Source organism: Achromobacter sp. UMC46, assembly GCF_014170335.1.
Taxonomy (GTDB): domain Bacteria; phylum Pseudomonadota; class Gammaproteobacteria; order Burkholderiales; family Burkholderiaceae_B; genus Achromobacter.
In genome coordinates this window covers 133,594-158,509 of record NZ_LZZS01000031.1, presented here as the reverse complement: position 1 = coordinate 158,509, position 24,916 = coordinate 133,594, and the positions used below count along the sequence as shown (strand labels likewise).

Genomic DNA, 24,916 nt, shown 5'->3' with positions numbered 1-24,916 from the left:
TCAACGCTCCACCAGCGCGATGCGCTTGTTGTACCAGTTCATGAATATCGAGATCGACAGGCTGACCGTGAGGTACGCGCCCATGATGATGAGGATGCCCTCGATCGCCTGGCCCGTCTGGTTCAGCGTGGTGTTGACCACCGACACGATGTCCGGATAGCCGATGGCGACCGCCAGCGAGCTGTTCTTCGTCAGGTTCAGGTACTGGCTGGTCATCGGGGGGATGATCACGCGCAGCGCCTGCGGCAGGATGACCAGGCGCAGCACCTGCTTGCGGCGCAGGCCTAGCGAACCGGCGGCTTCCCACTGGCCGTTGTTCACGGCCTGGATGCCCGAACGCACCACTTCGGCGATGAACGCCGACGTGTAGATCACCAGACCCGCCAGCAACGCGGCGAATTCCGGCGACAGCGTCAGGCCGCCCGAGAAGTTGAAGCCCTTGAGTTCCGGCATGTCCAGCGTCAGCGACGCGCCACTGACGAGCCAGCCGATGACCGGCAGACCGATCAACAGGCCGATGGCCCAGCGGCCCAGCGGGAACATGTGGCCGGTGGCCTCATGGCGCTTCCTGCCGTAGTGGCCCAGGAAGATGATGGCGACGATGGCCAGTCCCAGCCCGGCCAGCATCCAGTCCAGCGAATTGCCTTCCAGCCCGGGCACTTTCAGGCCGCGGTTGGAGATGAAGACGCCTGGCAACGGGTTGTGCGCCTGGCGCGGACCGGGCATGTTTTCCGTGATCAGCGCGTACCAGAAGAACAACTGCAGCAGGAGCGGCACGTTGCGCATCACCTCGACATACACCGACGTAATCTTCGCCACCAGCCAGTTCTTGGACAGGCGGCCGATACCGATCAGGGTGCCGAGGATGGTGGCCAGCACGATGCCGATGACGGCCACGCGCAGCGTGTTGAGCAAGCCGACCAGGATGGCCCGGCCGTAATCGTTTGCGGGGGTGTAGGCGATGGCCGTTTCGCCGATCGCGAACCCGGCTTCACGGCTCAGGAACCCGAAGCCCGTGGCGATGTTGCGCACGGACAGGTTGTGAAGCGTGTTCGAAACCAGGAACCACACGGCCCAGGCGACCGCTGCCAGCGCTAGCACCTGGTAGACCACGGAGCGCACGCCCGGGTCGTTCCAGTTCAGCCGCCGGCGGGGCGCCGAAATCGGGGCGTTTTTATTGGAAGTCGTCATGTTGAATCTACAGAAGTCGTACACCGGGTGGCAACGCCGGCAAGGCCACGCCCCCCACTCCTGCCGCCCGCTCTATGGCGGGGTAGGCAAAACGGAGCCCGAGGCTCCGTTTTGCCAGGCAGCCGTGTGTTAACGCACCGGCCAGCCGTACATCAAACCGCCTTGCTTGTACGACGCGTTCAACCCACGCTCCAGCTTCATCGCGCTGTTCTTGCCCAGCGTGTTTTCGAAGCTTTCACCGTAGTTGCCCACGTTCTTGATGATGTTGAATGCCCACTTGTCGTCCACGCCCAGGTTCTTGCCCATGCCCGGGGTCACGCCCAGGATGCGCTGAATGTTGGGGTTGGGGCTCTTGGCCATTTCTTCGACGTTCGCCTTGGTGATGCCGTATTCCTCGGCTTCCAGCATGGCGTTCAGCGACCAGCGGACCACGTTGAACCATTGCTCGTCGCCCTGGCGGACCATGGGACCCAGCGGCTCCTTGGAGAAGTCTTCCGGCAGGATGACGAACTTGTCCGGATTCTCGAGCGTGGTGCGGGTGGACGCCAGCTGCGACTTGTCGGTCGTGAAGGCGTCGCAGCGGCCAGCCGAGAAGGCGCGGATGATTTCGTCGTACTTGTCGATCACGACAGGCTTGAATTCGATCTTCTGGCCACGGAACCAGTCAGCCAGGTTCAGTTCGGTGGTGGTGCCCGGCTGCACGCAGATGGTGGCGCCGTTCAGTTCCTTGGCGCTCTTGACGTTCAGGTCCTTCGAGACCATGACGCCTTGCGAGTCGTAGTAGTTCACGCCCACGCCAATCAGGCCCAGCGTCGTGTCGCGGGTCAGCGTCACGGTGGTGTTGCGGGTCAGCACGTCGATTTCGCCGGACTGCAGCGCGGTGAAGCGTTGCTGCGTGTTCAGCGGGGTGAACTTGACCTTGGTAGCGTCGCCGAACATGGTCGAGGCGATGGCGCGGCACAGGTCCACGTCGATACCCTTGTATTCACCCTTGCTGTCGGCGATCGAGAAACCCGGAATGCCGGTCGAAACCCCGCATTGGACAAACCCTTTCTTCTTGACGTTATCGAAGGTCGCGCCCGCATTGGCAGCCGCGGATGCAGCGAACAGTGCCGCGCCAATAGCAGCGAGTTTCAGTACTTTCATCGTGATCTCCGTGTGGGATAAATCGAGCCGTACGCGGGCCGGGTTGGGCCGACGCATGGGGCGGATGGTAGCGTCCGCGCAGCACGCGGCGCATCCGGGAATTCCCTTGAAATATAGGGACACTGGCGAAATCAAACGATGTTTTCGAACGAAAACGGGGACGTGTTTTAGCGCCTGGGATTTGCCCTGAGACGCATTCATTTCGTTCTGGGCAAAACGTGACCAATTGGTCACATGGATACGCTTTTTCACAGCCCGGCCGCCGACAGGCTTAGGCCACCTTACTGTCCCCGAGTTACTATTGCGGCTTCATCTGACAGCCGCCATGATCGAATTCCAACACGTATTCAAATCATATGGTCGCGGCCGCAATATTCTGGCCGACATCAACTTCCGCGTCAGCGCGGGAGAATTCGTTTTCGTATCGGGGCCGTCCGGCGCCGGTAAGTCCACGCTGCTCAAGCTGATCGGCGGGCTGGAGCCCGCCAGCCGCGGGTCCATCCAGGTCAACGGCCAACGGCTGGACAAGCTGCCATCCCGCGCCCGGCCGTACCTGCGCCGCGCGGTCGGCGTCATCTTGCAAGACACCCACCTGCTGTTCGATCGAAGCGCGTTCGAAAATGTAATGCTGCCGCTGGCCGTCCAGGGGCACCCCTGGGATTCGGCGGCCTCGCGCGCCCGCGCCGCGCTGGACAAGGTGGGCCTGTCGGGCAAGGAAGACATGAACCCCATCGAACTGTCAGGTGGCGAGCAGCAGCGCCTGGCGATCGCGCGGGCCATCGTGAACCGGCCCGCCATCCTGATCGCCGACGAGCCCACCGCCAACCTCGACCACGACAACGCGCAACGCATCATGAACGTGTTCCGCGACTTCAACCGCGTCGGCGTCACGACGCTGATCGCCTCGCACGACCAGGACCTCATGGCGCGCTACGCCAGCCGCACCTTGCGCATCGATCCGGGCAAGTTCGCCGATTCCAACGGCACGGCCCCCCCGCCCGACGCCGGGCAGGCGCAGGCTGCCCCTGCCCGCGCAGGCGGCAGCCGCGCCGAACCTGGGTTCGGACACCCGGGAGAATCGGCATGAACGCCTGGTTGCGGCAACACCGCTATGCGCTCATGGTCACCTTGCGCCGCCTGGCCAAGCAGCCGTTCTCGTCGCTGGCCAACCTGCTGGTCATGTCGCTGGCCCTGGCCCTGCCGCTGTTGGGCAGCGCCATCCTGGTATCGGTCCAGCCGGTGGCGCGCGAGATGTCCGTCACCCCCGAAGTCACGGTGTTCATGCGCGTGGACGCCCCCGCCGGGGCTGCCGCCGACGTGGCCAAACGCATCAAGGACGACTATTCGCAAGACGTGCGCGCGGTGCGGGTCGTGGGACGCGACGCCGCGCTGGCTGATCTGCGCGCCAATCCGGCCTGGCAGCAGGCGCTGGCCGTGCTGCCGGGCAACCCGCTGCCGGACGCCGTGGTCGTGACGCTGGCCGACGGCGACAACCTGGCCGGACGTGCCGACAAGTTGGCCGGCGCGTGGAAACAATGGAACCACGTGGACCTGGTGCAGCTGGACAGCGCCTGGGTGCAGCGGCTGGAAGCCATCTTGCGGTTCGCCCGCATCGGCCTGGGTTTCCTGGCCGCCTGCGTGGCGGTCGTGGTGCTGGCCACCGTGTTCAACACCGTGCGCATGCAGGCGTTGTCGCAGCGCGAGGAAATCGGTGTGGCCCGCCTGGTGGGCGCGACCGAGTCCTTCGTGCGCCGGCCCTTCCTGTATCTGGGCGCGCTGTCGGGCGCCGTGGCCTCGTTGCTGGCCATCGGCGTGGCGGCCATCGCGCTGTCGCCGCTGAATGACGCCCTGCTGAGCCTGGCGCGCAGCTATGGCGCCGAATTCGCCCTGCATCTGCCCGGCGCTTCGGTGCTGATCGCGGCCGTGGCCGCCTCGGCCGCCCTGGGCGCGCTGTCGGCGCGCTGGTCGGTCACGCGCAGCACGCGCTTCTGACGCTGCCCGGCTGTTGCCGGGTAGTCGCCCCCCCCTAAAGCCACGTATAAAGCCCGATCCTCCCCGTGATCCGAAGAAAGGCGCGCAAACCGCCCGGGTACGATGGTTGCAAGCCGTTTGAGTGGACGCCCGCAAACGCCTGCGGGCGCTTGCCCAACCACCCTGGCGTCCTGCCAGGAAAGGAAAAAGCGACAAAGCACGATAAAAATCAGGGACGTATTACATCGTCACGGTTACAAGCATTTCTCCCATTGTTTGCTGGGGTATGCAAGAATAAAGCGACATTTTTATACACTTTTTGCAACATTCATTGTTTTACCGAGCGCCGTCCTTCGTGTCCCAATCGCTGTCCTTGCCCCTTAAGTCCCATGGTCGCCCGTCTTGAAGCCCGTGCAACGCGCCACTATTTCGATAGCGCGTTCCAGTGTCAGGCGGTGAAAGTACTTCCCAACGAGTACTACGTCACCGACGAAGACCTGATGATCTCGACCGTACTCGGGTCGTGTGTCGCCGCTTGTATCCACGATCCGGTGAAGGGCGTGGGCGGCATGAACCATTTCATGTTGCCGGAAGGCGACATGCAGTCCCCCGCATCCGCCACGATGCGCTATGGCGCCTTCGCCATGGAAGTGCTGATCAACGAACTGCTGAAGGCGGGCGCCGTGCGCGACCGCCTGGAAGCCAAGGTGTTCGGCGGCGGCGCGGTGCTGAGCGCCATGCAGCAGATGAACATCGGCGAACGCAACGGCGAATTCGTCCTGAACTACCTGAGGACCGAAGGCATCCCGGTCAAGGCGCAGGACCTGGGCGACGTGCACGCCCGCCGCATCAACTATTTCCCGCGCGATGGCCGCGTGATGGTGCGCAAGATGGCGCCGCATCACCAGCGCGCCGAAGAGATCATCGCCAAGCGCGAGCAGGCGGCGGCCCAGAGCGTGCAGGCCAAGACGCAAAGCCCGCCGCGCGTCGAACGCTTCACCCGTCCCGGCGTGGAGCGTTTCGACAAGCCCGCGCGCCCTGGCGTCGAGCGTTTCGACCGGCCGGCCCGCCCTGGCGTCGAACGCTTCGACACCGCGCTGAGCCGCCTGCGCAAATCGGAAACCACCGACGGCTGACGCGCGGCGCCCTTCAGAACCCGAAACTGGCGGAACTGGCGACCTCGCCGTCCGAGATGCGGTGGATCGCGTAGGGCGCGCCGCGCCTACAATCGGCGCATGTCCACCGTTCGCCTCTTCTTCGCCCTGTGGCCGTCGCCCCCGCTTGCCGCGTCGCTGGCCGGCTGGGCGGAACAGGCCCGGCTGACGACGGGCGGACGCGTCATGCGCACCGAGACGCTGCACCTGACTCTGGCCTTCCTGGGGCCGGTCGACGCGCAATTGGCTGACACGCTGGCCGCCGCCACGCCGGAACACCGGCTGGCTGCGGGCGAGATGGCCCTGAACCACTACGGCGTCTTCAGCCGCCAGCGCATCCTCTGGGCCGGCCCGCGCCAGACGCCCGCCGGTTTGCAGGCGGCGCACGACGGGCTGTGGCAATGGCTGACCGGCTTCGGCCTGGCCGCCCCGCCCCAACCCTTCCGCCCGCACGTGACCTTGCTGCGCAATATCGAACATCCCGAGCCGCCCGACGCCACGCCGGCGCCGCTTTCCTGGCGCTATGACCGCATGGTGCTGGTGGCGTCCGAATCGCTCACGGGCGGCAGCCGCTACCGCATCGTCGCGCAGTCTCGGCCCGGCGGCAGATAGCCCCGCTCTGGCACAATCACCCGGTTGCAACGACCCGGGATCATCATGATCATCCTGCTGGACCAAGACGGCGTGCTGGCCGATTTCGAACACGCGTTCATCGACGCCTGGCGCGCCCGCCATCCAGACATCGCACCGGTCGAATTCGAAGACCGGAAATCGTTCTACATCCGTCAGGACTACGCCCCGGAATTGCGCGGCATGGCCGAGGCCATCTACACCGCCCCGGGATTCATCCGCAACCTGCCGCCCGTACCGGGCGCGCTGGAGGCCGTGCGCGAACTGCTGGCCTTGGGGATGGACGTGCGGATCTGCACGTCGCCGCTGTCGCAGTTCGAGAACTGCGTGGCGGAAAAATACCTGTGGGTCGAAAAACACCTGGGGCGCGAGGCCACCAACCGGCTGATCCTGACCAAGGACAAGACCCTGGTGCACGGCCATCTGCTGATCGACGACAAGCCGCTGATCGAAGGCGCGGTCAAGCCGCGCTGGAAGCACATCCTGTTCGACGCGCCCTACAACCGGCAGGTTGCCGACCGCCCCCGCATCACCTGGGCGAACTGGCGCAATGTGCTGGCGGGCGAGCTCTATACGGCAGACGAATGAGTCCGGGCCGGTCCTGTTCAGCGGTCATGATTTAGGACTATTCTGTGTTGGCTGTACCCCCACCCCGGAGGAGCCCGCACCATGAATCTGCACCGCCTGCTCAAGCAGCGAGAAGCCGACCACAAGCCTTTGCGAGTTGCATTGCTGGGCGCCGGAAAGTTCGGCGCGATGTTCATGAGCCAGGCCCCCCGCACGCCGGGGATGCGGCTGGTGGCGGTGGCGGACCTGGCGCCCGCCCGCGCCCGCGCCGCGCTGACCCGCGTGGGCTGGCCGGCCAGCGCACTGAACGCCGCCAGCACCAATGACGCGCTGAAGAACGGCAAGGTCTATTTCAGCGACGACCCCTACGCCATCATCGCCAGCCCCGACGTCGACATCGTCATCGACGCGACCGGACAGGCCGCGGCCGGCATCGGCCACGTGCTGGCCTGCTGCGAGCACGGCAAGCACATCATCATGGTCAACGTCGAAGCCGACGCGCTGGCCGGCCCGCTGCTGGCGCGCCGCGCGCGCGAGGCGGGCATCGTGTATTCGCTGGCCTACGGCGACCAGCCGGCGCTGATCTGCGAAATGGTGGACTGGGCGCGTGCCGCCGGCTTTGAAGTGATGGCCGCGGGCAAGGGCACGAAGTACCTGCCGGAATTCCACACGTCCACCCCGGACACGGTCTGGCCCTACTACGGCTTCACCGCCGAAATGGTGGCGGCCGGCGACTTCAACGCGCAGATGTTCAACAGCTTCCTGGACGGCACGAAGAGCGCCATCGAAATGGCGGCGGTGTCCAACGCCACCGGCCTGCTGCCGTCGCCGTCGGGCCTGCATTTCCCGCCGTGCGGCGTGGACGACCTGGCGCGCGTGCTGCGGCCACGCGAAGACGGCGGCATCCTGCACCATCGCGGGCAGGTGGAGGTGATCTCGTCCCTGGAACGCGACGGCCGCCCGGTGTTCCGCGACCTGCGCTGGGGCGTCTACGTGACGCTGGCCGCCGACAGCGATTACGTGCGGCGCTGCTTCCAGGAATATGGGCTGGTCACGGACCCCAGCGGCAACTACACCGCCATGTACAAGCCCTATCACCTGATCGGGCTTGAACTCGGCATCAGCGTGGCCAGCGTCGGCCTGCGGCGCGAACCCACGGGCGCGCCCGCCGGCTGGCATGGCGACGTGGTGGCCACCGCCAAGCGCGACCTGCAAGCCGGCCAGTTGCTGGACGGCGAAGGGGGCTATACGGTGTACGGCCGGCTGATGCCTGCACGGGACTCGGTCGAAGAAGGCTATCTGCCGCTGGGCCTGTCGCATCAGGTCAAACTGAAGCACCCGGTGCGCCAGTCGCAGGCGATACGCTGGCGCGACGTGGAGTACGACGAGAGCTCGACGGCGGTGCAATTCCGCCGCGAGATGGAACAGACCTTCGCGTAGGCCTGCCCGCGCCCCGCCCGCCTAGACCGGCGCGGGGCGTTCGGCCTGGAACAGGCGCAAGCGGTCGGCGGCGTTGCGCAGGTGCTGCTCGGCCGCACGTCCGGCGGCGTCCGGGTCGGCCCCTTCGATCGCGGCGAAGATGACCTGGTGTTCGCTTTGCACGGCGGCCATGCGCTCGGCGTACCGGCTTGCCGTGTTGTGGCGGGCGCTGCGGATCACCCGGCGCACATTGGCTTCCAGATAGTCGTTCAACGCGACCAGGTGCGGGTTATGCGTGGCCTGCACGATGGCCTGATGGAACTGGTAGTCCTCTTCGTCGCCCAGCTTGTCGTTGATCAGCGCATATTCCATGCCCACCAGCGCCTGGCGGATCTTCTTCAAGTCTTGCTCGGTGCGGCGCTGCGCCGCGTAGCGCGCGGCGGTGACTTCGATGGACAGCATCAGTTCGAGGATGTGTTCCAGGTCCTGGCTGTCGCCCGGCGTGGGTGCGGCGATGCGGAACGCGTTGCGCTGGAAATTCGGATCGACGAACACGCCGCTGCCCTGCTGCGATGTGATCAGCCCTTCCGACTTCAGGCGGGCCAACGCTTCGCGCACGACCGCGCGGCTGACGGAATAGGTTTCGGTCAGCTGCTTTTCGGTGGGCAGGCGGTCGCCGGGGGCCAGCACCCCCTGGCGTATCTGCTCGGCCAGCGCGTCGCCCAAGGCCGCGGAAAGCGAACTCTTGGGCGCGGCGCGCGGCGGGTCCTGTTCTGGTGTGGGCTGCATGGAAAGTCGTCGGATCGTGATGGCGGCGTCCTGCACTTTAAGCGATATAGATGCCGCCGTTGACCTGCATGACTTCGCCGGTCACGAAGCCCGCCAGCGGCGAACACAGGAACGCGATCGACCCGGCGATTTCCTCGGCCGTGCCGAAGCGGCGCAAGGGCGTGCTTTCCAGCAGCTGCGCGCCCTTCTGGCCGATCAGGTCATGCGTCATGGACGTCGCGATGATGCCGGGCGCCACCGCGTTCACGCGGATCTGCGGCGCTAATTCCAGCGCCAGGCTGCGCGTGAAGCTCTGCACGGCGCCCTTGGACGCCGAATAGGCGGCGTGCGCGTAACTGCCGCGCTGGGCGGCCAGCGACGTCAGCAACACGATCGACCCGTTATGGCGCAGATGGCGCTGGGCCGCGCGGCACACGTAGAACGTGCCGTCCAGGTTCACGCGCATCAGCGTGCGCCAGGCTTCGTCGCTGGTGTCCTTGACCAGCTGTTCCGGGTAGATGCCGGCGCAGTGGACCAGATGGTCCAGCCCGCCGAACTGCTTGGCCGCGGACTCGAACACCCGCTCGCAATCATGCGACACGGACACGTCCAGCGCGTGCGTGTAGACCCGCTGGCCGCTGGGATCCAGCTCGGCCGCGATCGCCTCCAGGCGCGTGTTGTCGATATCGGTCAGCACCAGCCGGGCGCCGTGGGCGGCCATCAGCCGCGCCGTCGCCAAACCAATGCCGTTGCCTGCGCCGGTGATGACGGCCACCTGTCCTTCGAACGAAATCATCCTGTCTCCAAAGCTCTCTATGGGCGGGCCCGCGGCCTTTCACGCGGCAGCGGCTTCCTGGATTGAACTCCTGAATCCGCTGCTTGACACGAGAAAAACGCATGCCCTATGATTTATCGGACAACTTAATAAAGTTGCCTGACAACTTATTCCGAAAGCGTAAATCAAGTCGCGCTTTCAGGCAAGAAGCGTCGGAAAAACATGGCCGCAGGCCGCATGACAGGCAGGGGACAACCAGGTGGAAATCACCGGCAGCACTACCGTATTCGCGATCGCGGCCGACCCGATTGCGCACGTCAAGACGCCCCAGCGGCTGAACGCCCTGCTGCGTGAACGCGCGATCGACGCCGTCATGGTCCCTTTCCATGTGTCCGCCGACGCGCTGCCCGGCCTGTTCACCGGCCTGCGCGGCCTGGCCAACCTGGGCGGCATCGTCGTGACGGTGCCCCACAAGGAACAAGCCGCCGCCCTGTGCGACGCCCTGACCCCGGCGGCCCAGCTGATCGGCGCGGTCAACGCCGTGCGCCTGCAAGACGGCGTGCTGACGGGCGGCAACTTCGACGGGCTGGGTTTCGTGGCCGGCCTGCGCGGCCAGGGCCATGACCCCGCCGGGCGCCACGTCTATCTGGCCGGCCTGGGCGGCGCGGGCAAGGCCATCGCCTGTGCCCTGGCCGATGCCGGCCCCGCCAGCCTGCGCCTGTACAACCGGTCGGCCGACAAGGCGCACGCCTTCGCCGCCCACCTGGCGCGTCAATACCCCGGCCTGGACATCCGCGTCGCCGGCCCCGCGCCCGAAGCCTGCGACATCGCCGTCAACGCGACCTCGCTGGGCCTGCAAGACACCGATCCCCTGCCCTTCCCCGTGCTCGGCCTGGCCCCCGGCGCCGTCGTGGCCGACGCCGTGATGAGCCGCGTCGACACCCCGCTGCTGCGCGCCGCGGCCGCGCACGGCTGCCGCACGCATCCCGGCCTGTACATGCTGGAAGGACAACTCACCGAAATTGCCCGCTTTCTGGGCGTAGAAGAGCCGCAACAAAGCGCGCTTGCTTGATTCACGGAATTACCACTCCCGTCCCACGGAGGAGACACGCATGAAATTGGCTTTCACCACCGGCCTGCTGTGCCTGGCCGGCATAGCCGCATCGGCGCACGCCGCACCCGTCAAGATCGGCCTGATCGAAACGCTGTCGGGCCCGCAGGCCTCGACCGGCCTGATGTTCCGCGCCGCGGTCAAATACGAGCTGGACCGCATCAACGCCGCCGGCGGCTGGAACGGCCAGCCGCTTGAGCTGGTCGAATTCGACAACCAGGGCGGCCCCGTGGGCGCCTCCGACCGCTTCCGCGCCGCCGCGGCCGAAGGCGTGCAGGTCCTGGTGCAGGGCTCGTCCTCCGCGATCTCGGGTCAGTTGACCGAAGACGTGCGCAAGCACAACCTGCGCAACCCGGGCAAGGAAGTCGTCTTCCTGAACGTAGGCGGCGAAGCGCTGGAATTGACGGGCCAGAAGTGCCACTTCTACCACTTCCGCTTCACCACCAATGCCGACCTGCGCGTGAAGTCGCTGGCCTCGGTGATGTCGGCCGACGGCACGCTGGGCAAGCGCGTGTACGCCATCAACCAGAACTATTCCTGGGGCCAGGACATGGAAGGCGCGACCGAGCGCTTCGCCAAGCAGTACGGCTATGAGGTGGTGGGCAAGACGCTGCACGAAGTCAACAAGATCCAGGACTTCGCGCCCTACGTCGCGCGCATCCGCGCGGCTTCGCCCGACACCGTCATCACCGGCAACTGGTCCAACGACCTGCTGCTGCTGATGAAAGCCACGCAGGCCGCCGGCTTGAAGGTGCGCTTCGCCACCGTGTTCCTGGACCAGGTGGGCAACCTGGCCAACGCCGGGGAAGTGGCGCTGGGCCATTACATCGCCCACCCGTACAACATCGAAGCCGCGGGCGATGAAGGCGCCAAGTTCGCCGAAGACTACAAGGCCAAGACCGGCCACTACCCCAGCTACACGGAACCGCAGACCGTCATCGGCGTGCGCTTCCTGGGCGAAGCGTTGAAGCAGGTGCCGCCGCAGGACGGCAAGCTGTCCGTGCCCGCGCTGGCAAAGGCCCTGGAAAAGGTCACCTACACCTCGTCGCTGGGCACCTACACGATGCGCGCCGAAGACCATCAGGTGCAGTTGCCGATGGTCGTGTCCAAGGTGGGCAAGAACGCCAAGTACAAGGCCGACGGCACCGACATGGGCTTCGAGCCGGTGAAGGTGCTGGCGGCGGCCGACGTGTCGGCGCCGGTGCAGGCGACGTGCAAGATGCAACGGCCGGATTGATGGCGGCCTGAGGGGACGCGCGACGCGTCCCCTCGATCGCCTGCAAAAAAAAGCGCACCCCGGCGCGGGCCGGAAAAAAGTGCGCGATCGCTCGCGGGGGCCTGGCGTCCCCGCGCAAGGATTATGGAGCGGACATGGAATTCTTTACCGTCTCGCTGTTGAACGGCGTGATTTACGGCCTGCTGCTATTCATGGTGTCGGCAGGCCTGACTTTGATTTTCGGAATGATGGGCGTGCTGAACTTCGCGCACGCCTCGTTCTACATGATCGGCGCGTACGCCGCCTACACGCTGACGCCCGTCACGGGCTTCTGGACGGCGCTGGTGCTGGCCACGATCATCGCGGGCGTGCTGGGCATGGGCGTCGAGCGCTTCTTCCTGCGCCGCGTCCACAAGTTCGGCCACGCGCAGGAACTGTTGGTGACGTTCGGCCTGGCCTTCATCGTGGCCGAACTGATCAAGCTGTTCTACGGCGACTTCCCCGTGGACTACCGCGTGCCGCCATTCCTGAACTTCGCGGCGTTCCGCGTGTTCGATGCGGACTACCCGTTCTACCGCCTGTTGATGGGCGGCGTGTCTCTGGCGATGTTCGCCGTGATCTACCTGCTGCTGTCGCGCACCCGCGTCGGCATCGTGGTGCGGTCGGCCATCTACCGGCCGCGCATGGCCGAAGCGCTGGGCCACAATGTGCCGCTGGTCTTCATGAGCGTGTTCGGCGTGGGCGCGGCGATGGCGGGCTTGGCGGGTGCCGTGGCCGGGGCCTTCTACACGACAAACCCCAACATGGCGCTGGAGCTGGGCGTGCTGGTGTTCGTGGTGGTCGTCGTCGGCGGCCTGGGGTCGCTTGAAGGCGCGATGATCGCCTCGCTGCTGATCGGCCTGATCAGCTCGTTCTCGGTCGGCATCGACGCCAGCCTGGCGTCGTTGTTCGGCCTGTTCGGCGCGGGCGAGTGGGCGGAAAGCGTGGGCGGCCTGATGACGGTGAAGATTTCCAGCCTGGCGGCCACCCTGCCCTTCCTGCTGATGCTGGTGGTGCTGCTGGTCAAGCCGTCCGGCCTGAAGGGAGAGCAGGCATGAGCCAGACTCGAATCGCCTCGGGCGCCCTGCTGCTGATCGTTTGCGTCGGCACGCTGTGCGCGCTGCCCTGGCTGCTGCCTCCGGGCCAGCTGGTGGCGGCGGTGCAGATGCTGATCGCCGCGCTCTTCGCCTGCGCCTTCAACCTGCTGGCGGGCCAGGGCGGCATGCTGTCCTTCGGCCATGCCGCGTACTTCGGCGTGGGCACTTTCGCCACTATCCACGCGATGAACGCGCTGGGCGGCGCAGGCCTGCTGCCTACGCCCCTGATGCCGCTGGCGGGCGGCGTGGCCGGCCTGCTGTTCGGACTGGTCGCCGGCTGGTTCGCCACCATGCGTTCCGGCGTGTACTTTTCGATGATCACGCTGGCGCTGGCGGAACTGCTGCACGCCCTGGCGCCGCACCTGAAAGGCGTGTTCGGCGGCGAAGCCGGCGTGTCGGCCATGCGCATGCCGGCCTGGGGCTTCACCTTCGGATCCGACATCGAGGTGTACTTCCTCGTGCTGGCCTGGGTGCTGATCTCGCTGGCCGCCTTGTACGGCCTGACCCGCACGCCGCTGGGCCGGCTGACGCTGGGCCTGCGCGAAAACGCCAACCGGCTGCGCTACCTGGGCTACCGTCCGCATGCGCTGAAGACCATGGTGTTCGCGCTGTCGGCCATGTTCGCCGGCATCGCGGGCGGGCTGCAGGCCTTGAACATCGAGGCCGGAAACTACGTGCTGTTCGAGGTGAAGCTGTCCACCGATGCAGTGCTATTCGCCTACATCGGCGGCGTCAACGCCTTCCTGGGACCGGTGCTGGGCGCGTCCATCCTGACCTTCCTGTCGCAGACGCTGGCCGACATCACCCGGTCGTGGCTGTTGTATCAGGGCATCCTGTTCGTACTGGTGATGCTGTTCGTGCCGGATGGCCTGGTCGGCCTGGTGCAACGCGCCGCCAAATCGCTGCGCGAGCGCGGGCTGGCCAACTGGCTGCCGCGCGCCGCGTTGTCGGTGGCGGGCGGCCTGCTGCTGACCGCCGCCACCGTCTTCTCGGTCGAGCTGCTGCAACGCATGTTCGCCCGCGACTACCGTTCGCTGCTGGCCATGAACCCCGAGGCCGGCTGGCCGTCCATCCCGCTCTTCGGCCACGCGTGGGCGCCGCTTGCGCTGTCCACCTGGCTGATCCCGTTGGCGCTGTTCGCCGTGGGCCTGGCGGCCTGCCGCTGGGCGCTGGCCCTGTGGTGCGACGACGGCGCCGCCGCCCCTGTGCTGGAGCCCGCAAAATGAGCCACGACATCCTGACCCTGACCGAGGTGCGCAAGTCCTTCGGCGAAGCGCAGATCATCCGCGGCGTGAACCTGGCGATCGACGCCGGCGAACGGCACGCGGTCATCGGCCCCAACGGCGCCGGCAAATCCACCCTGTTCCACCTGATGTCGGGCTCATTCGCGCCCACCTCGGGCGACATCAGCCTGCGCGCGCGCTCCATCGGCGGCCTGGCGCCCGAAGCCATCAACCGCTTGGGGCTGGCGCGCTCGTTCCAGATCACCAACGTGTTCCCGCGCCTGTCCGTGCGCGAGAACCTGCGCCTGGCGGTGCTGCGCATGCACGGGCTGGTCTACAACTTCTGGCGACCCATCGCGCGCTACCGCGCCGTCAACGAAGACGTGGACCGCCTGTTGGAAAAAGTGCGCCTGACGGCCAAGCAAGGCACGGCCGCCGGCGACCTGAACTATTCCGAGCAGCGATCGCTGGAAATCGGCATGACGCTGGCCTCGCGCCCGAAAGTCATCCTGCTGGACGAGCCGATGGCCGGCATGTCGCAGCACGAGGTCGACTACACGGTCGAACTCATCAAAGAAGTAACGCGCGACTGCACCCTGCTGATCGTCGAGCACGACATGCAGGTGGTGTTTTCGCTGGCCGACCGCATCAGCGTGCTGGTGTACGGCGAAATTCTGGCCACCGGCACGCCTGCCGAGATCCGCGGCGACGCCCGCGTGCGCGAAGCCTACCTGGGAGAGGAAACGGTATGACCACGCAATCCCCCCTGCTCAGCCTGCAAGGCGTGCACGCGCACTACGGCAAAAGCCACATCCTGCACGGCATCGACCTGTCCATCGGGCGCGGTGAAGTCGTGAGCCTGCTGGGCCGCAACGGCGCGGGCCGCTCCACCACCATGAAAAGCATCATGGGCCTGGTGGATGTGACCGGCGGCCGCATCGCCATGGAAGGCCGCGACATCACCAACAAGCGCCCGTTCGAAATCGCCCGCGCCGGCCTGGGCTTCGTGCCCGAAGAACGGGAGGTGTTCGCCAACCTGACGGTGGACGAGAACCTGCGCATGGGCGAACAGCCCAAGCGCGACGACGCGCCCTTCTGGACCGTGGCGCAGATGTTTGACTACTTCCCGCGCCTGAAGGAACGCAGCAATACCCGCGCCGGCAACCTGTCGGGCGGCGAACAGCAGATGCTGACCATGTGCCGTTCGCTCTTGGGCAACCCCAAGGTCATGCTGATCGACGAGCCCACCGAAGGGTTGGCGCCGAAGATCGTGGAAGTGATCGCCGACGTGATCCGCGACATCCACAAACGCGGCGTCTCGGTGGTGCTGGTAGAGCAGAAGCTGACCATCGCGCTGAAGGTGTCGACCCGCGTCAGCGTCATGGGCCACGGCCGCATCGTGTTCGAAGGACCGCCCGCGCAACTGCACGAGCGCCAGGACGTCGTGCAGGAATGGCTGGCCGTCTGACCCGCCGCCACGCAACCTCTTCTACAGGCAAACATCTTGGACAACCCTACTGAAGTCATCCACGGCGACCTGCGCGGCCAGACCGTCGTGATCACCGGCGGCGCCAAAGGCATCGGTTTTTCGACCGCGCAGGCTTTCGTGCGCCAAGGCGCCCGCGTCGCGCTGCTGGACATGGACGCCGCCGCCCTGGACGCGGCCGTGGCAGAACTGAAAGCCGCCGGCGGCGAGGCCATCGCGGTACAGGCCTCCGTCACCGACGCCGAGGCCGTCGAACGCGCCTTCGCCCAGGTCGAACAGGCCTGGGGCCGCATCGACGTGCTGGTCAACAACGCCGGCATCTCGGCCAACAAGCCCACGCTGGAAGTCACCGTGGACGAATGGCGCCGCGCGGTCGACATCAACCTGACCGGCGTGTTCCTGTGCGCGCAGGCCGCCGGCCGCCGCATGGTGCCGGCGGGATCGGGCTGCATCATCAACCTGGCCTCCATGTACGGCGTGGTGGCGGCGCCCGACCGCGCCGCCTACTGCGCGACCAAAGGCGCGGTAGTGCTGCTGACGGAAACGCTGGCGGTGGAGTGGGGCCCGATGGGCGTGCGCGTCAACGCGCTGGCGCCCGGCTATGTGGAGACCGACCTGGTGCGCGACCTGGCCGCACGCGGCCGGCTGGACCCCGAACGCCTGAAGCAGCGCACCCCGCTGCGCCGCATGGCGCAGCCGGCCGAAATGGCCGACCTGGCGGTCTTCCTGGCGTCGCGCCAGGCCGCCTACATCACCGGACACACCCTGGTGGCCGACGGCGGCTGGAGCCGCTACAGCTACCTTTAACCGCATCGACGCTTAAAAACATTCTGGAGATTCACTCATGGCCACCTACCAACCGCTTGAGCCCCAAGCGCCCTGGCGGCAACTGACGGTCGAGGCAAAGGACTGGCAGCAGGCGGACCCCGCCCTGCTCGGCACCATGCTCACTCAGCTGCACTGGATCCGCGCCTTTGAAGAGGCCGTGCTGGACCTGGCCGCCGAAGGCCTCGTGCACGGCCCCGCGCATTCGTCCGTGGGCCAGGAAGGCGGCGCCGTCGGTTCGGTGCTGGCCCTGGGCGCCGGCGACCAGATCAACGGTTCGCACCGGGGGCACCACCAGTTCCTGGCGAAAGCGCTGCAGCACGTCGCCCCGCTGGGCCTGGACCCGCGCAACCCGCTCACGCCCGCCATCGACGAGGTCCTGCAAAAGACGTTGGCCGAGATCATGGGCCTGGCCCAGGGCTATTGCCGCGGCCGTGGGGGCAGCATGCACCTGCGTTGGCTGGAGGCGGGCGCGCTGGGCACCAACGCCATCGTGGGCGGCGGCGTGCCGCTGGCCGCCGGCGCCGGCTGGGCCCACAAGCACGCCGGCACCGACCGCGTGGCGGTGACCTATTTCGGCGACGGCGCGGTAAACATCGGCTCCGTACTGGAAACGATGAACCTGACCGCCGCGTGGAAGACGCCGCTGTGCTTCTTCATCGAGAACAACCGCTACGCCGTGTCGACCACGGTGGAAGAGTCCACGGCCGAACCCCGCCTGTCCGCGCGCGGCCTGGCGTTCAACATCCCGTCGTGGAAAGTGGACGGCATGGACCCGCTGGCCGTGCACCTGGCCATGTCGGAAGCCGTGGCGCACATGCGCGCCGGCAACGGCCCGACCATCGTGGAAGTGGACGTGTACCGCTTCTTCCACCAGAACGGCCCCTTCCCGGGCAGCGCCTTCGGTTACCGCACGAAGGACGAAGAGGCGCAATGGCGCCGCCGCGATCCGCTGGACAAGATCGCCTCTGAAATGATCGGCCGCGCGCTGATCACGCAAGCGGAAGTGGATGCGCTTCGCCAGCGCTGCAAGGACGTCATGAAGGACGTGTGCGGCCGCCTGACCGAGGCCGCCGACGGCGGCAAGCGCCGCGTGCGCGCCGACCTGTGGCCCAGCCCCGACTTCCGCGACGTGGGCCTGCGCAGCGACGGCGCCGAATTGGCCGGGCTGCGCTACCAGGACGTCGAGGGCTACGCGGGCGACCGCGTCGAACGCAAGTTCGTCGACGCCGTGGCCGACGTGCTGGACCGCCGCATGGAGACCGACGGCGGCGTGGTCGTGCTGGGCGAAGACGTGCACCGCCTGAAGGGCGGCACCAACGGCGCCACGCGCGGCCTGAAAGACAAGTATCCCGACCGCGTGCTGGGCACTCCGATCTCCGAAAACGCCTTCGCCGGCCTGGGCGGCGGCCTGGCGATGGACGGCCGTTACAAGCCTGTCGTCGAATTCATGTACCCCGATTTCATGTGGGTCGCGGCCGACCAGATCTTCAACCAGATCGGCAAGGCCCGCCACATGTTCGGCGGCGACATCGACGTGCCCTTCGTGCTGCGCACCAAAGTCGCGATGGGCACGGGCTATGGCTCGCAGCACTCGATGGACCCGGCCGGCATCTTCGCCACGGCGCCCGGCTGGCGCATCGTGGCGCCGTCCACGCCCTTCGAATACGTGGGCTTGATGAACACCGCGCTGGCCTCCAAGGACCCGGTGCTGGTGATCGAGCACGTGGACCTGTATGCGTCGTCGGGCGACGTGCCCGCCGGCGACCTGGACTACGCCATTCCGTTCGGCCGCGCCCGCGTGCGCCGCACGGGCAGCAAGGTCACCATCCTGACCTACCTGTCGATGGTCAGCCGCGCGCTCAAGGCGGCGGAAGAAGCGGGCGTGGACGCCGAAGTGATCGACCTGCGCACGCTGGACCGCGCCAGCCTGGACTGGGACACCATCGGCGCCAGTATCCAGAAGACCAACAATGTGCTGATCGTGGAGCAAGGCGCGCGCGGCACGTCCTACGGCGCCATGCTGTCCGACGAGATCCAGCGCCGCTACTTCGATTGGCTGGACCAGCCGATCAAGCGCGTCACGGGTGGCGAGGCATCGCCCAGCATCTCGAAGGTGCTGGAACGCGCGGCGTTCGCCGACACCGAGGAAGTGCTGGCGGGCCTGGCCGACGTGCTGGCCGATCTGGGAGAACAGGCATGAGCACGCTGCAAATGACCGTGCCGATGGAAATCGGCATCTGCTGCAAGAACCTGGACGCGCTGCTGGCGTTCTATACCGATGTGGTCGGCCTGACGCTCGTGAACCGCGTCAGCGTGCCCGCTGACAAGGCGCGCGCCACCGGGCTGACCGTGCATGGCTACGACGTCGCGCGACTGCAGACACCGTACGGCGAACGCATCAAGCTGCTGCAGCCCAGCGTGGCGCCCGAGGCCGCCGTGCGCGGCGCGGCGATCCTGGACCGCCAGGGCGCCACCTACCTGACCTTCATCGTGCGCGATCTGGCCGGCGTGGTGCGCGGCCTGCAATCCAAGGGCGTCGTGTTCGACAGCGCGCCCGCGCCGATGGAAGTGCGCCCCGGCACCTGGCTGGCGTTCTTCCGCGACCCCGAAGGCAATGTGCTGGAGCTGGTCGAATACGACGACCCCGCCGCCTACCGGCCCGATCTGGCCGCCGCAACCTAGGACGAACATCGTGGCACACCTCATCAAGCTTCCCTCCGTCGCCGCCGACACGTCGGGCGGCAACCTGCACCAGTGGCTGAAGAAAGAAGGCGACAAGGTCGCCGTCGGCGACGCGCTGGCGGAAATCGAAACCGAAAAGGCCATCGTCGAAATCAACGCCGAGCATGCTGGCGTGCTGGGCCGCATCCTGGTCCAGGCCGGCGCGGCGTCGGTGCCGATCAATACCGTGATCGGCGTGCTGCTGGCTGACGGCGACGACGCCTCGGCCATCGATCGCGCGCTGGCGGAACAAGGCGGGCCGGCGACGGCTGCCGCAGTGCCCGTCGAGACCGCCACAGCCCCGGCTGCCGCAGCGACGGCTGCCGCAGCGACAGACGTCCGCCCGTCCACCGCCGCGGTTCCTGGTGGGCGCCTGTTCGCCAGCCCGCTGGCACGCCGGCTGGCGGCGCAATGGCATGTGGACCTGCTGGGTGTGACGGGCACCGGCCCACACGGCCGCATCGTGCGCCGCGACGTCGAGGCGGCGCGTGACCGCGCCCCCGTTGCCGCCGCACCGTCGGCCGGCCGCCCCGCCGCCCGCCGCGTCCCGCACACCGGCATGCGTCGCGCCATCGCCCGCCGCCTGACCGAGAGCAAGCAGAACGTGCCGCACTTCTACCTGTCGGTGGATTGCCGGATGGACGCGCTGCTGGCCCTGCGCGCGCAAGCCAACCAGGGTGGCGCGGTAAAGCTGTCGGTGAACGACTTCATCGTGCGCGCCGCCGCGCTGGCGCTGCGCGAAGTGCCGGAAGTGAATGTCAGCTGGCACGAAGACGCCATCGAATACCACGCGGGCGCCGACATCTCGGTGGCGGTCGCGACCGACGGCGGACTGGTCACACCCATCGTGCGAGACGCGGACGTGAAGTCCCTGTCCGCCGTCGCGGGCGAAATCGTCGAACTGGCCAGCCGCGCCAAGGTCAACCGCTTGAAGCCCGAGGAATTCACGGGCGGTTCGCTAACGGTCAGCAATTTGGGCATGTACGGCATCAGCCAGTTCGCCGCCATCATCAACCCGCCGCAGGCCGCCATCCTGGCCGTAGGCGCAGCCGAACGCCGCCCGGTGGTGGACGGCAACGGCGAGCTGGCCGTCGCCACCGTCATGACGGTGACGCTGTCGGCCGACCACCGCGCGGTGGACGGGGCCGTCGGAGCACGCTGGCTGGCCGCCTTCCGCACGTTGATCGAAAACCCCGTGCGCATCCTGCTGTGAACCCGACCATGACGAAGACCGTGTTTGACCTCATCGTCGTCGGCGGCGGCCCCGGCGGCTACGTCGCCGCCATCCGCGGCGCGCAGCTGGGCATGTCCGTCGCCTTGGTGGAACGCGCCGAACTGGGCGGCATCTGCCTGAACTGGGGCTGCATCCCTACCAAGGCGCTGCTGCACAGCGCCACAGTACTGCGCGCCTGCCGCGATGCCGCGCACTACGGCGTGGCCGGCGCGGGCGATGCCCGCCCCGACCTGGCCGCAATGGTGGCCCGGTCCCGCAAGGTCGCGGGCCGCCTGGGCCAGGGCGTGGCGCACTTGATGAAAAAGAACGGCGTGACCGTGTTCGCCGCTAGCGCCAAGCTGGCCGGATCGGGCACGCTCGCGCTGGACACCGGCGCCACGCTGTCGGCCAAGCACATCATCCTGGCCACCGGCGCACGCGCCCGCGAACTGCCGGCCCTGCCGGTGGGCGAACGCATCTGGGCCTACCGCCAGGCCCTCGCACCGGCCGAGATCCCGAAGTCGTTGCTGGTCGTGGGTGCCGGCGCGATCGGCGCGGAGTTCGCCAGCTTCTACCGCGCGATCGGCGCCGACGTCACCCTGATCGACATGACGCCGGAAATCCTGCCGCAAGAAGACGTCGAGATCTCGCAACTGGCGCACAAGGCCTTCGAGAAGCAAGGCATCCGCGTGCTGAAGCAATGCGCCGTCACGGCGTCCTCGCCCACCGCCACGGGAGTCAAGGTGACGCTGGAACAGCAAGGCAAGAAGACGGATCTTGAAGTCGACCGCGTCATCGTCGCAGCCGGCATCGTCGGCAACGTCGAAAACCTGGGCCTTGAGAACACGCGGGTGAAGGTCGAGAAGACCCACATCGTCACCGACGACCGATGCCGCACCGGCGAGCCCGGCGTCTACGCCATCGGCGACGTGGCCGGCGCCCCCTGGCTTGCCCACAAGGCCAGCCACGAAGGCGTGCTGTGCGTGGAAGCCATCGCCGGCCTTCCCACCCACGCCATCGACCCGCTGCGCATCCCCGCCTGCACGTACTCGTACCCGCAAGTCGCCAGCATCGGCATGACCGAAGCCCGCGCCCGCGAACACGCCAAGCAGTCGGGCGTCGAGATCCGCATCGGCAAATTCACCTTCGCCGGCAACGGCAAGGCAATCGCGATGGGCGAAGACCAGGGCCTGGTCAAGACCGTGTTCGACGCGAAGTCAGGGGAATTGCTGGGTGCGCACATCATCCATCCGGAAGCGTCCGAGCTGATCACGGGCTACGGCGTGGCGGCGTCATTGGAAGCGACCGAAGAGGACTTGATGCACACCGTGTTCGCGCACCCGACTCTGTCGGAAGCGCTGCACGAATCGGTGCTGTCGGCGTTTGGACGGGCGCTGCACGCATAGACCGGCATGATGGGTTGCGCGCGCGCAACCCATCCCCTACACGCGCCCGGCGAAGAAATCCAGGAAGCATGCAATGCGCCGCGACAGCTGCGTGTTCCGGTGGTACACCGCGTGCATCGGCTGCAGGTAGTCGCTGTACACGCCTTCCATCACCTTCACCAGCCGCCCCGCCGCGATGTCTTCGCGCACGACGAAATCCGACAGGCAGGCGATCCCGACCCCGCGCAACGCCAGCAGCCGCTGCGTTTCCCCGCTGGACGTCGCCAGCGTCGGCGTCGCCAGATAACTGGACCCGCCGGCATGCTTCAGTGGCCACACGTTCAGGCTCTCGGGCTGCGTGAACCCCAACACCTCATGCCCCGCCAAGTCCTCCACCGTCTCCGGCGCCCCGCGCCGCGCGATGTACTCGGGGCTGGCCATCATCCAACGCGGCGCCGGCCGCAACGACCGCGCATGCAAGGTCGAATCCGTCAACGGCCCCATGCGGATCGCGACATCGGTGCGATGCTCCATCAAATCCACGATGCGGTCGTTGCTGGTCAGCTCCAGCGTGATCTCGGGATACTCGCGGCGGAACTCCCCCACATGCGGCACCACGCAATGCAGCATTACCGGCACCGACGCATCCACCCGCAACCGCCCCGCCGGCCGCTGATGCACCATCCGCATGCATTCCTCGGCCTCTTCCAGCGCCGCCACGATCTGACGCGCCTTGGGAAGAAAGTGAGCGCCTTCCTCGGTCAACTCCATCCGCCGGGTCGTCCGGTTCAAGAGGATGACGCCCAGCTCGTCCTCAAGCCGCGACAGGCCCCGGCTGACGCCTGACGCGGTCTGTCCGAGCATCTCGGCGGCAGCGCTCATTGAGCCGGCATCGACGACACCAAGGAACAGGCGCAGCGCTTCAGAATTCAGGGACATGGGGGCTCCAGGCGGGGTCTAGGAATTTTATCGGGGTTTCCTTGTGGGTGGCGGCATGATGGTTCTTGAGACGCACGACGCGGTGCGGCCCTGGGTGCGCGGCTCAACACAAAAAAAAAGCGACGCCATAAGCGCCGCCTTTTTCACACCCCACGCAATCAGGCAATCACCGCTTGCCCTTCTGCTTCAGCTGCGACAAATCCCGCACCGCACCGCGGTCCGCCGACGTCGCCAACGCCGCATAAGCCTGCAACGCCAACGACACGACCCGCTCGCGCCCCACCGGCTCCCAGCCGTCCGCCCGCGCGTCCATCGCCGCGCGGCGACGCGCCAGTTCTTCGTCGGACACCGCCAGATGCATCTTGCGTTTCGGGATATCGATCTCGATCACATCGCCTTCTTCGACCAGGCCGATCGTGCCGCCTTCCGCCGCTTCCGGCGACGCATGCCCGATCACCAGCCCCGACGAACCGCCCGAAAAACGCCCGTCGGTAAACAGCGCGCACGTCTTGCCCAAGCCCTTGGACTTCAGGTATGACGTCGGATACAGCATCTCTTGCATGCCCGGGCCGCCCTTCGGGCCTTCGTAGCGGATCACCACCACGTCGCCCGCCACGATCTTGTCGCCCAGGATGCCTTCCACCGCATCGTCCTGGCTTTCGAACACGCGCGCACGGCCCGTGAAGACCCATTGCGACTCGTCCACGCCGGCCGTCTTCACAATGCAGCCCTTCTCGGCCAGATTGCCGTACAGCACGGCCAGGCCGCCGTCCTTCGAATAGGCGTTTTCCTTGCTGCGGATGCAGCCCGTCTTGCGGTCCGTGTCCAGCGTCAGGAACGTCGCCTCCTGGCTGAAAGCGACCGTCGTCGGGATGCCGCCAGGCGCTGCGCGGTAGAACTTCTGCGCCGCCTCGCTCGCGTCGCCGGCCACGTCCCATTGCTGGATCGCGTTGCCCAGCGTGCCGCTGTGCACGTTGCCGCAGGTCAGGTCCAGCAAATCCGCGCGCGCCAGTTCACCCAGAATGCCCAGGATACCGCCAGCGCGGTGCACGTCTTCAATGTGGTACTTGTCGGTGGCGGGCGCCGCCTTGCACAGGCAGGGCACCTTGCGCGAAATGCGGTCGATGTCGGCCATTGTGAAATCCACGCCCGCTTCCTGCGCCGCGGCCAGCAAATGCAGCACGGTGTTGGTCGAACCGCCCATCGCCACGTCCAGCGCCATCGCGTTCTGGAACGCGCTCTTCGTCGCGATGTTGCGCGGCAGGACCGATTCGTCTTCTTCCACGTAGTAGCGGCGGCACAGGTCCACGACCAGGCGGCCGGCTTGTTCGAACAGCCCCTTGCGCCATGCATGCGTCGCCACGATGGTGCCGTTGCCCGGCAGCGCCAAGCCGATGGCTTCGGTCAGACAGTTCATCGAATTGGCGGTGAACATGCCGGAACAGGAGCCGCACGTCGGGCACGCGCTGCGTTCCACTTCGGCCACTTCAGCGTCCGAGACCTTCGGGTCGGCCGCCTTGATCATGGCGTCGATCAGGTCGATCTTGGCGATCACCGTGCCGTCGATCGGCGACTTGACCTTGCCCGCTTCCATCGGGCCGCCGGACACGAACACGACCGGGATGTTCAGGCGCATCGCAGCCATCAGCATCCCCGGGGTGATCTTGTCGCAGTTCGAAATGCATACCATGGCGTCGGCGCAGTGCGCGTTCACCATGTATTCCACCGAATCGGCGATCAGTTCACGCGACGGCAGCGAATACAGCATGCCGCCGTGGCCCATCGCGATGCCGTCGTCGACGGCGATCGTGTTGAATTCCTTGGCGACGCCGCCCGCGGCTTCGATCTCTTTGGCCACCAGCGCGCCCAGGTCGCGCAGGTGCACGTGGCCCGGCACGAACTGCGTGAACGAGTTCACTACCGCGATGATCGGCTTGCCGAAATCGCCGTCCTTCATGCCGGTGGCGCGCCACAGGGCGCGGGCGCCGGCCATGTTGCGGCCGTGGGTCGATGTGCGGGAACGGTAGTGCGGCATGA

23 protein-coding genes are annotated in these 24,916 nt (G+C 66.9%); 17 read left to right on the top strand and 6 right to left on the bottom strand.

Annotation, left to right across the window (positions count from 1 at the left end; all coding sequences use genetic code 11):
* On the bottom strand, positions 1-1,191 hold the full coding sequence (locus A9973_RS21680; protein WP_183015747.1) for an amino acid ABC transporter permease: 1,191 nt from the start codon (positions 1,189-1,191) through the stop codon (positions 1-3).
* A gap of 129 nt (positions 1,192-1,320) precedes the next feature.
* The gene (locus A9973_RS21675) at positions 1,321-2,337 is read right to left on the bottom strand and encodes an amino acid ABC transporter substrate-binding protein (RefSeq protein ID WP_183015746.1); all 1,017 of its coding nucleotides are present in this window, start codon (positions 2,335-2,337) and stop codon (positions 1,321-1,323) included.
* A 325-nt stretch (positions 2,338-2,662) separates the two neighbouring features.
* On the opposite strand from A9973_RS21675, the gene A9973_RS21670 reads away from it, so the two are divergent.
* The 6 genes from A9973_RS21670 (at position 2,663) to A9973_RS21645 (ending at position 8,099) form a co-directional block, all read left to right on the top strand.
* Positions 2,663-3,424, top strand: a complete 762-nt coding sequence (locus tag A9973_RS21670) for a cell division ATP-binding protein FtsE (protein WP_183015745.1) — start codon at positions 2,663-2,665, stop codon at positions 3,422-3,424.
* Positions 3,421-4,329, top strand: a complete 909-nt coding sequence (locus tag A9973_RS21665) for an ABC transporter permease (RefSeq protein ID WP_183015744.1) — start codon at positions 3,421-3,423, stop codon at positions 4,327-4,329. The genes A9973_RS21670 and A9973_RS21665 overlap by 4 nt, the downstream gene beginning before the upstream one ends.
* A gap of 368 nt (positions 4,330-4,697) precedes the next feature.
* Positions 4,698-5,444: a chemoreceptor glutamine deamidase CheD gene (cheD, locus tag A9973_RS21660; protein WP_183015743.1), complete on the top strand. Its 747-nt coding sequence runs from the start codon at positions 4,698-4,700 to the stop codon at positions 5,442-5,444.
* A 99-nt stretch (positions 5,445-5,543) separates the two neighbouring features.
* Positions 5,544-6,074 carry an RNA 2',3'-cyclic phosphodiesterase gene (gene thpR / locus A9973_RS21655; protein WP_183015742.1) on the top strand — a complete coding sequence of 177 codons (531 nt, stop codon included), beginning with the start codon at positions 5,544-5,546 and terminating at the stop codon, positions 6,072-6,074.
* Positions 6,075-6,119: 45 nt separating this feature from the next.
* Positions 6,120-6,680 (top strand): 5'-3'-deoxyribonucleotidase, encoded by a 561-nt coding sequence (locus A9973_RS21650; protein WP_183015741.1) that lies wholly within the window; start codon positions 6,120-6,122, stop codon positions 6,678-6,680.
* 81 nt (positions 6,681-6,761) lie between these two features.
* Entirely contained in the window at positions 6,762-8,099 is a 1,338-nt protein-coding gene (locus A9973_RS21645; RefSeq protein ID WP_183015740.1) for an NAD(P)H-dependent oxidoreductase, read from the top strand.
* Between the two features lie 21 nt (positions 8,100-8,120).
* Here the strand turns inward: A9973_RS21645 and A9973_RS21640 are convergent, their stop codons facing one another.
* Both A9973_RS21640 and A9973_RS21635 read right to left on the bottom strand, forming a co-directional pair.
* Positions 8,121-8,867, bottom strand: coding sequence for a FadR/GntR family transcriptional regulator (locus tag A9973_RS21640; RefSeq protein WP_183015739.1), 747 nt, complete (start codon positions 8,865-8,867; stop codon positions 8,121-8,123).
* A 37-nt stretch (positions 8,868-8,904) separates the two neighbouring features.
* Positions 8,905-9,642: an SDR family NAD(P)-dependent oxidoreductase gene (locus A9973_RS21635; protein WP_183015738.1), complete on the bottom strand. Its 738-nt coding sequence runs from the start codon at positions 9,640-9,642 to the stop codon at positions 8,905-8,907.
* A gap of 238 nt (positions 9,643-9,880) precedes the next feature.
* Between A9973_RS21635 and A9973_RS21630 the strand changes: the two genes are divergently transcribed.
* The 11 genes from A9973_RS21630 (at position 9,881) to lpdA (ending at position 21,961) form a co-directional block, all read left to right on the top strand.
* Positions 9,881-10,693: a shikimate dehydrogenase gene (locus tag A9973_RS21630; protein WP_183015737.1), complete on the top strand. Its 813-nt coding sequence runs from the start codon at positions 9,881-9,883 to the stop codon at positions 10,691-10,693.
* Between the two features lie 40 nt (positions 10,694-10,733).
* A complete protein-coding gene (locus tag A9973_RS21625) occupies positions 10,734-11,969 on the top strand; it encodes a branched-chain amino acid ABC transporter substrate-binding protein (protein WP_183015736.1) in 1,236 nt (411 codons plus the stop codon).
* 134 nt (positions 11,970-12,103) lie between these two features.
* Positions 12,104-13,045 (top strand): branched-chain amino acid ABC transporter permease, encoded by a 942-nt coding sequence (locus tag A9973_RS21620; protein ID WP_183015735.1) that lies wholly within the window; start codon positions 12,104-12,106, stop codon positions 13,043-13,045.
* Complete coding sequence (locus A9973_RS21615; RefSeq protein WP_183015734.1) at positions 13,042-14,310, top strand: branched-chain amino acid ABC transporter permease; 1,269 nt, start codon at positions 13,042-13,044, stop codon at positions 14,308-14,310. Before A9973_RS21620 ends, A9973_RS21615 begins: the two co-directional genes overlap by 4 nt.
* Positions 14,307-15,059 carry an ABC transporter ATP-binding protein gene (locus tag A9973_RS21610; protein WP_183015733.1) on the top strand — a complete coding sequence of 251 codons (753 nt, stop codon included), beginning with the start codon at positions 14,307-14,309 and terminating at the stop codon, positions 15,057-15,059. Before A9973_RS21615 ends, A9973_RS21610 begins: the two co-directional genes overlap by 4 nt.
* The gene (locus tag A9973_RS21605) at positions 15,056-15,775 is read left to right on the top strand and encodes an ABC transporter ATP-binding protein (protein ID WP_183015732.1); all 720 of its coding nucleotides are present in this window, start codon (positions 15,056-15,058) and stop codon (positions 15,773-15,775) included. Before A9973_RS21610 ends, A9973_RS21605 begins: the two co-directional genes overlap by 4 nt.
* Before the next feature lie 36 nt (positions 15,776-15,811).
* The gene (locus A9973_RS21600) at positions 15,812-16,600 is read left to right on the top strand and encodes an SDR family NAD(P)-dependent oxidoreductase (protein ID WP_183015731.1); all 789 of its coding nucleotides are present in this window, start codon (positions 15,812-15,814) and stop codon (positions 16,598-16,600) included.
* A gap of 37 nt (positions 16,601-16,637) precedes the next feature.
* Positions 16,638-18,821, top strand: a complete 2,184-nt coding sequence (locus tag A9973_RS21595; protein WP_183015730.1) for a thiamine pyrophosphate-dependent enzyme — start codon at positions 16,638-16,640, stop codon at positions 18,819-18,821.
* Complete coding sequence (locus A9973_RS21590; protein WP_183015729.1) at positions 18,818-19,303, top strand: VOC family protein; 486 nt, start codon at positions 18,818-18,820, stop codon at positions 19,301-19,303. The genes A9973_RS21595 and A9973_RS21590 overlap by 4 nt, the downstream gene beginning before the upstream one ends.
* 10 nt (positions 19,304-19,313) lie before the next feature.
* Complete coding sequence (locus tag A9973_RS21585; protein ID WP_183015728.1) at positions 19,314-20,555, top strand: pyruvate dehydrogenase complex dihydrolipoamide acetyltransferase; 1,242 nt, start codon at positions 19,314-19,316, stop codon at positions 20,553-20,555.
* 8 nt (positions 20,556-20,563) lie between these two features.
* Complete coding sequence (gene lpdA / locus A9973_RS21580) at positions 20,564-21,961, top strand: dihydrolipoyl dehydrogenase (protein WP_183015727.1); 1,398 nt, start codon at positions 20,564-20,566, stop codon at positions 21,959-21,961.
* 36 nt (positions 21,962-21,997) lie between these two features.
* Here the strand turns inward: lpdA and A9973_RS21575 are convergent, their stop codons facing one another.
* Together A9973_RS21575 and ilvD are read right to left on the bottom strand one after the other, a co-directional pair.
* Positions 21,998-22,879, bottom strand: coding sequence for a LysR family transcriptional regulator (locus tag A9973_RS21575; RefSeq protein ID WP_183015726.1), 882 nt, complete (start codon positions 22,877-22,879; stop codon positions 21,998-22,000).
* Positions 22,880-23,045: 166 nt separating this feature from the next.
* Positions 23,046-24,914 (bottom strand): dihydroxy-acid dehydratase, encoded by a 1,869-nt coding sequence (gene ilvD, locus A9973_RS21570; RefSeq protein WP_183015725.1) that lies wholly within the window; start codon positions 24,912-24,914, stop codon positions 23,046-23,048.
* Between the last annotated feature and the right edge of the window lie 2 nt (positions 24,915-24,916).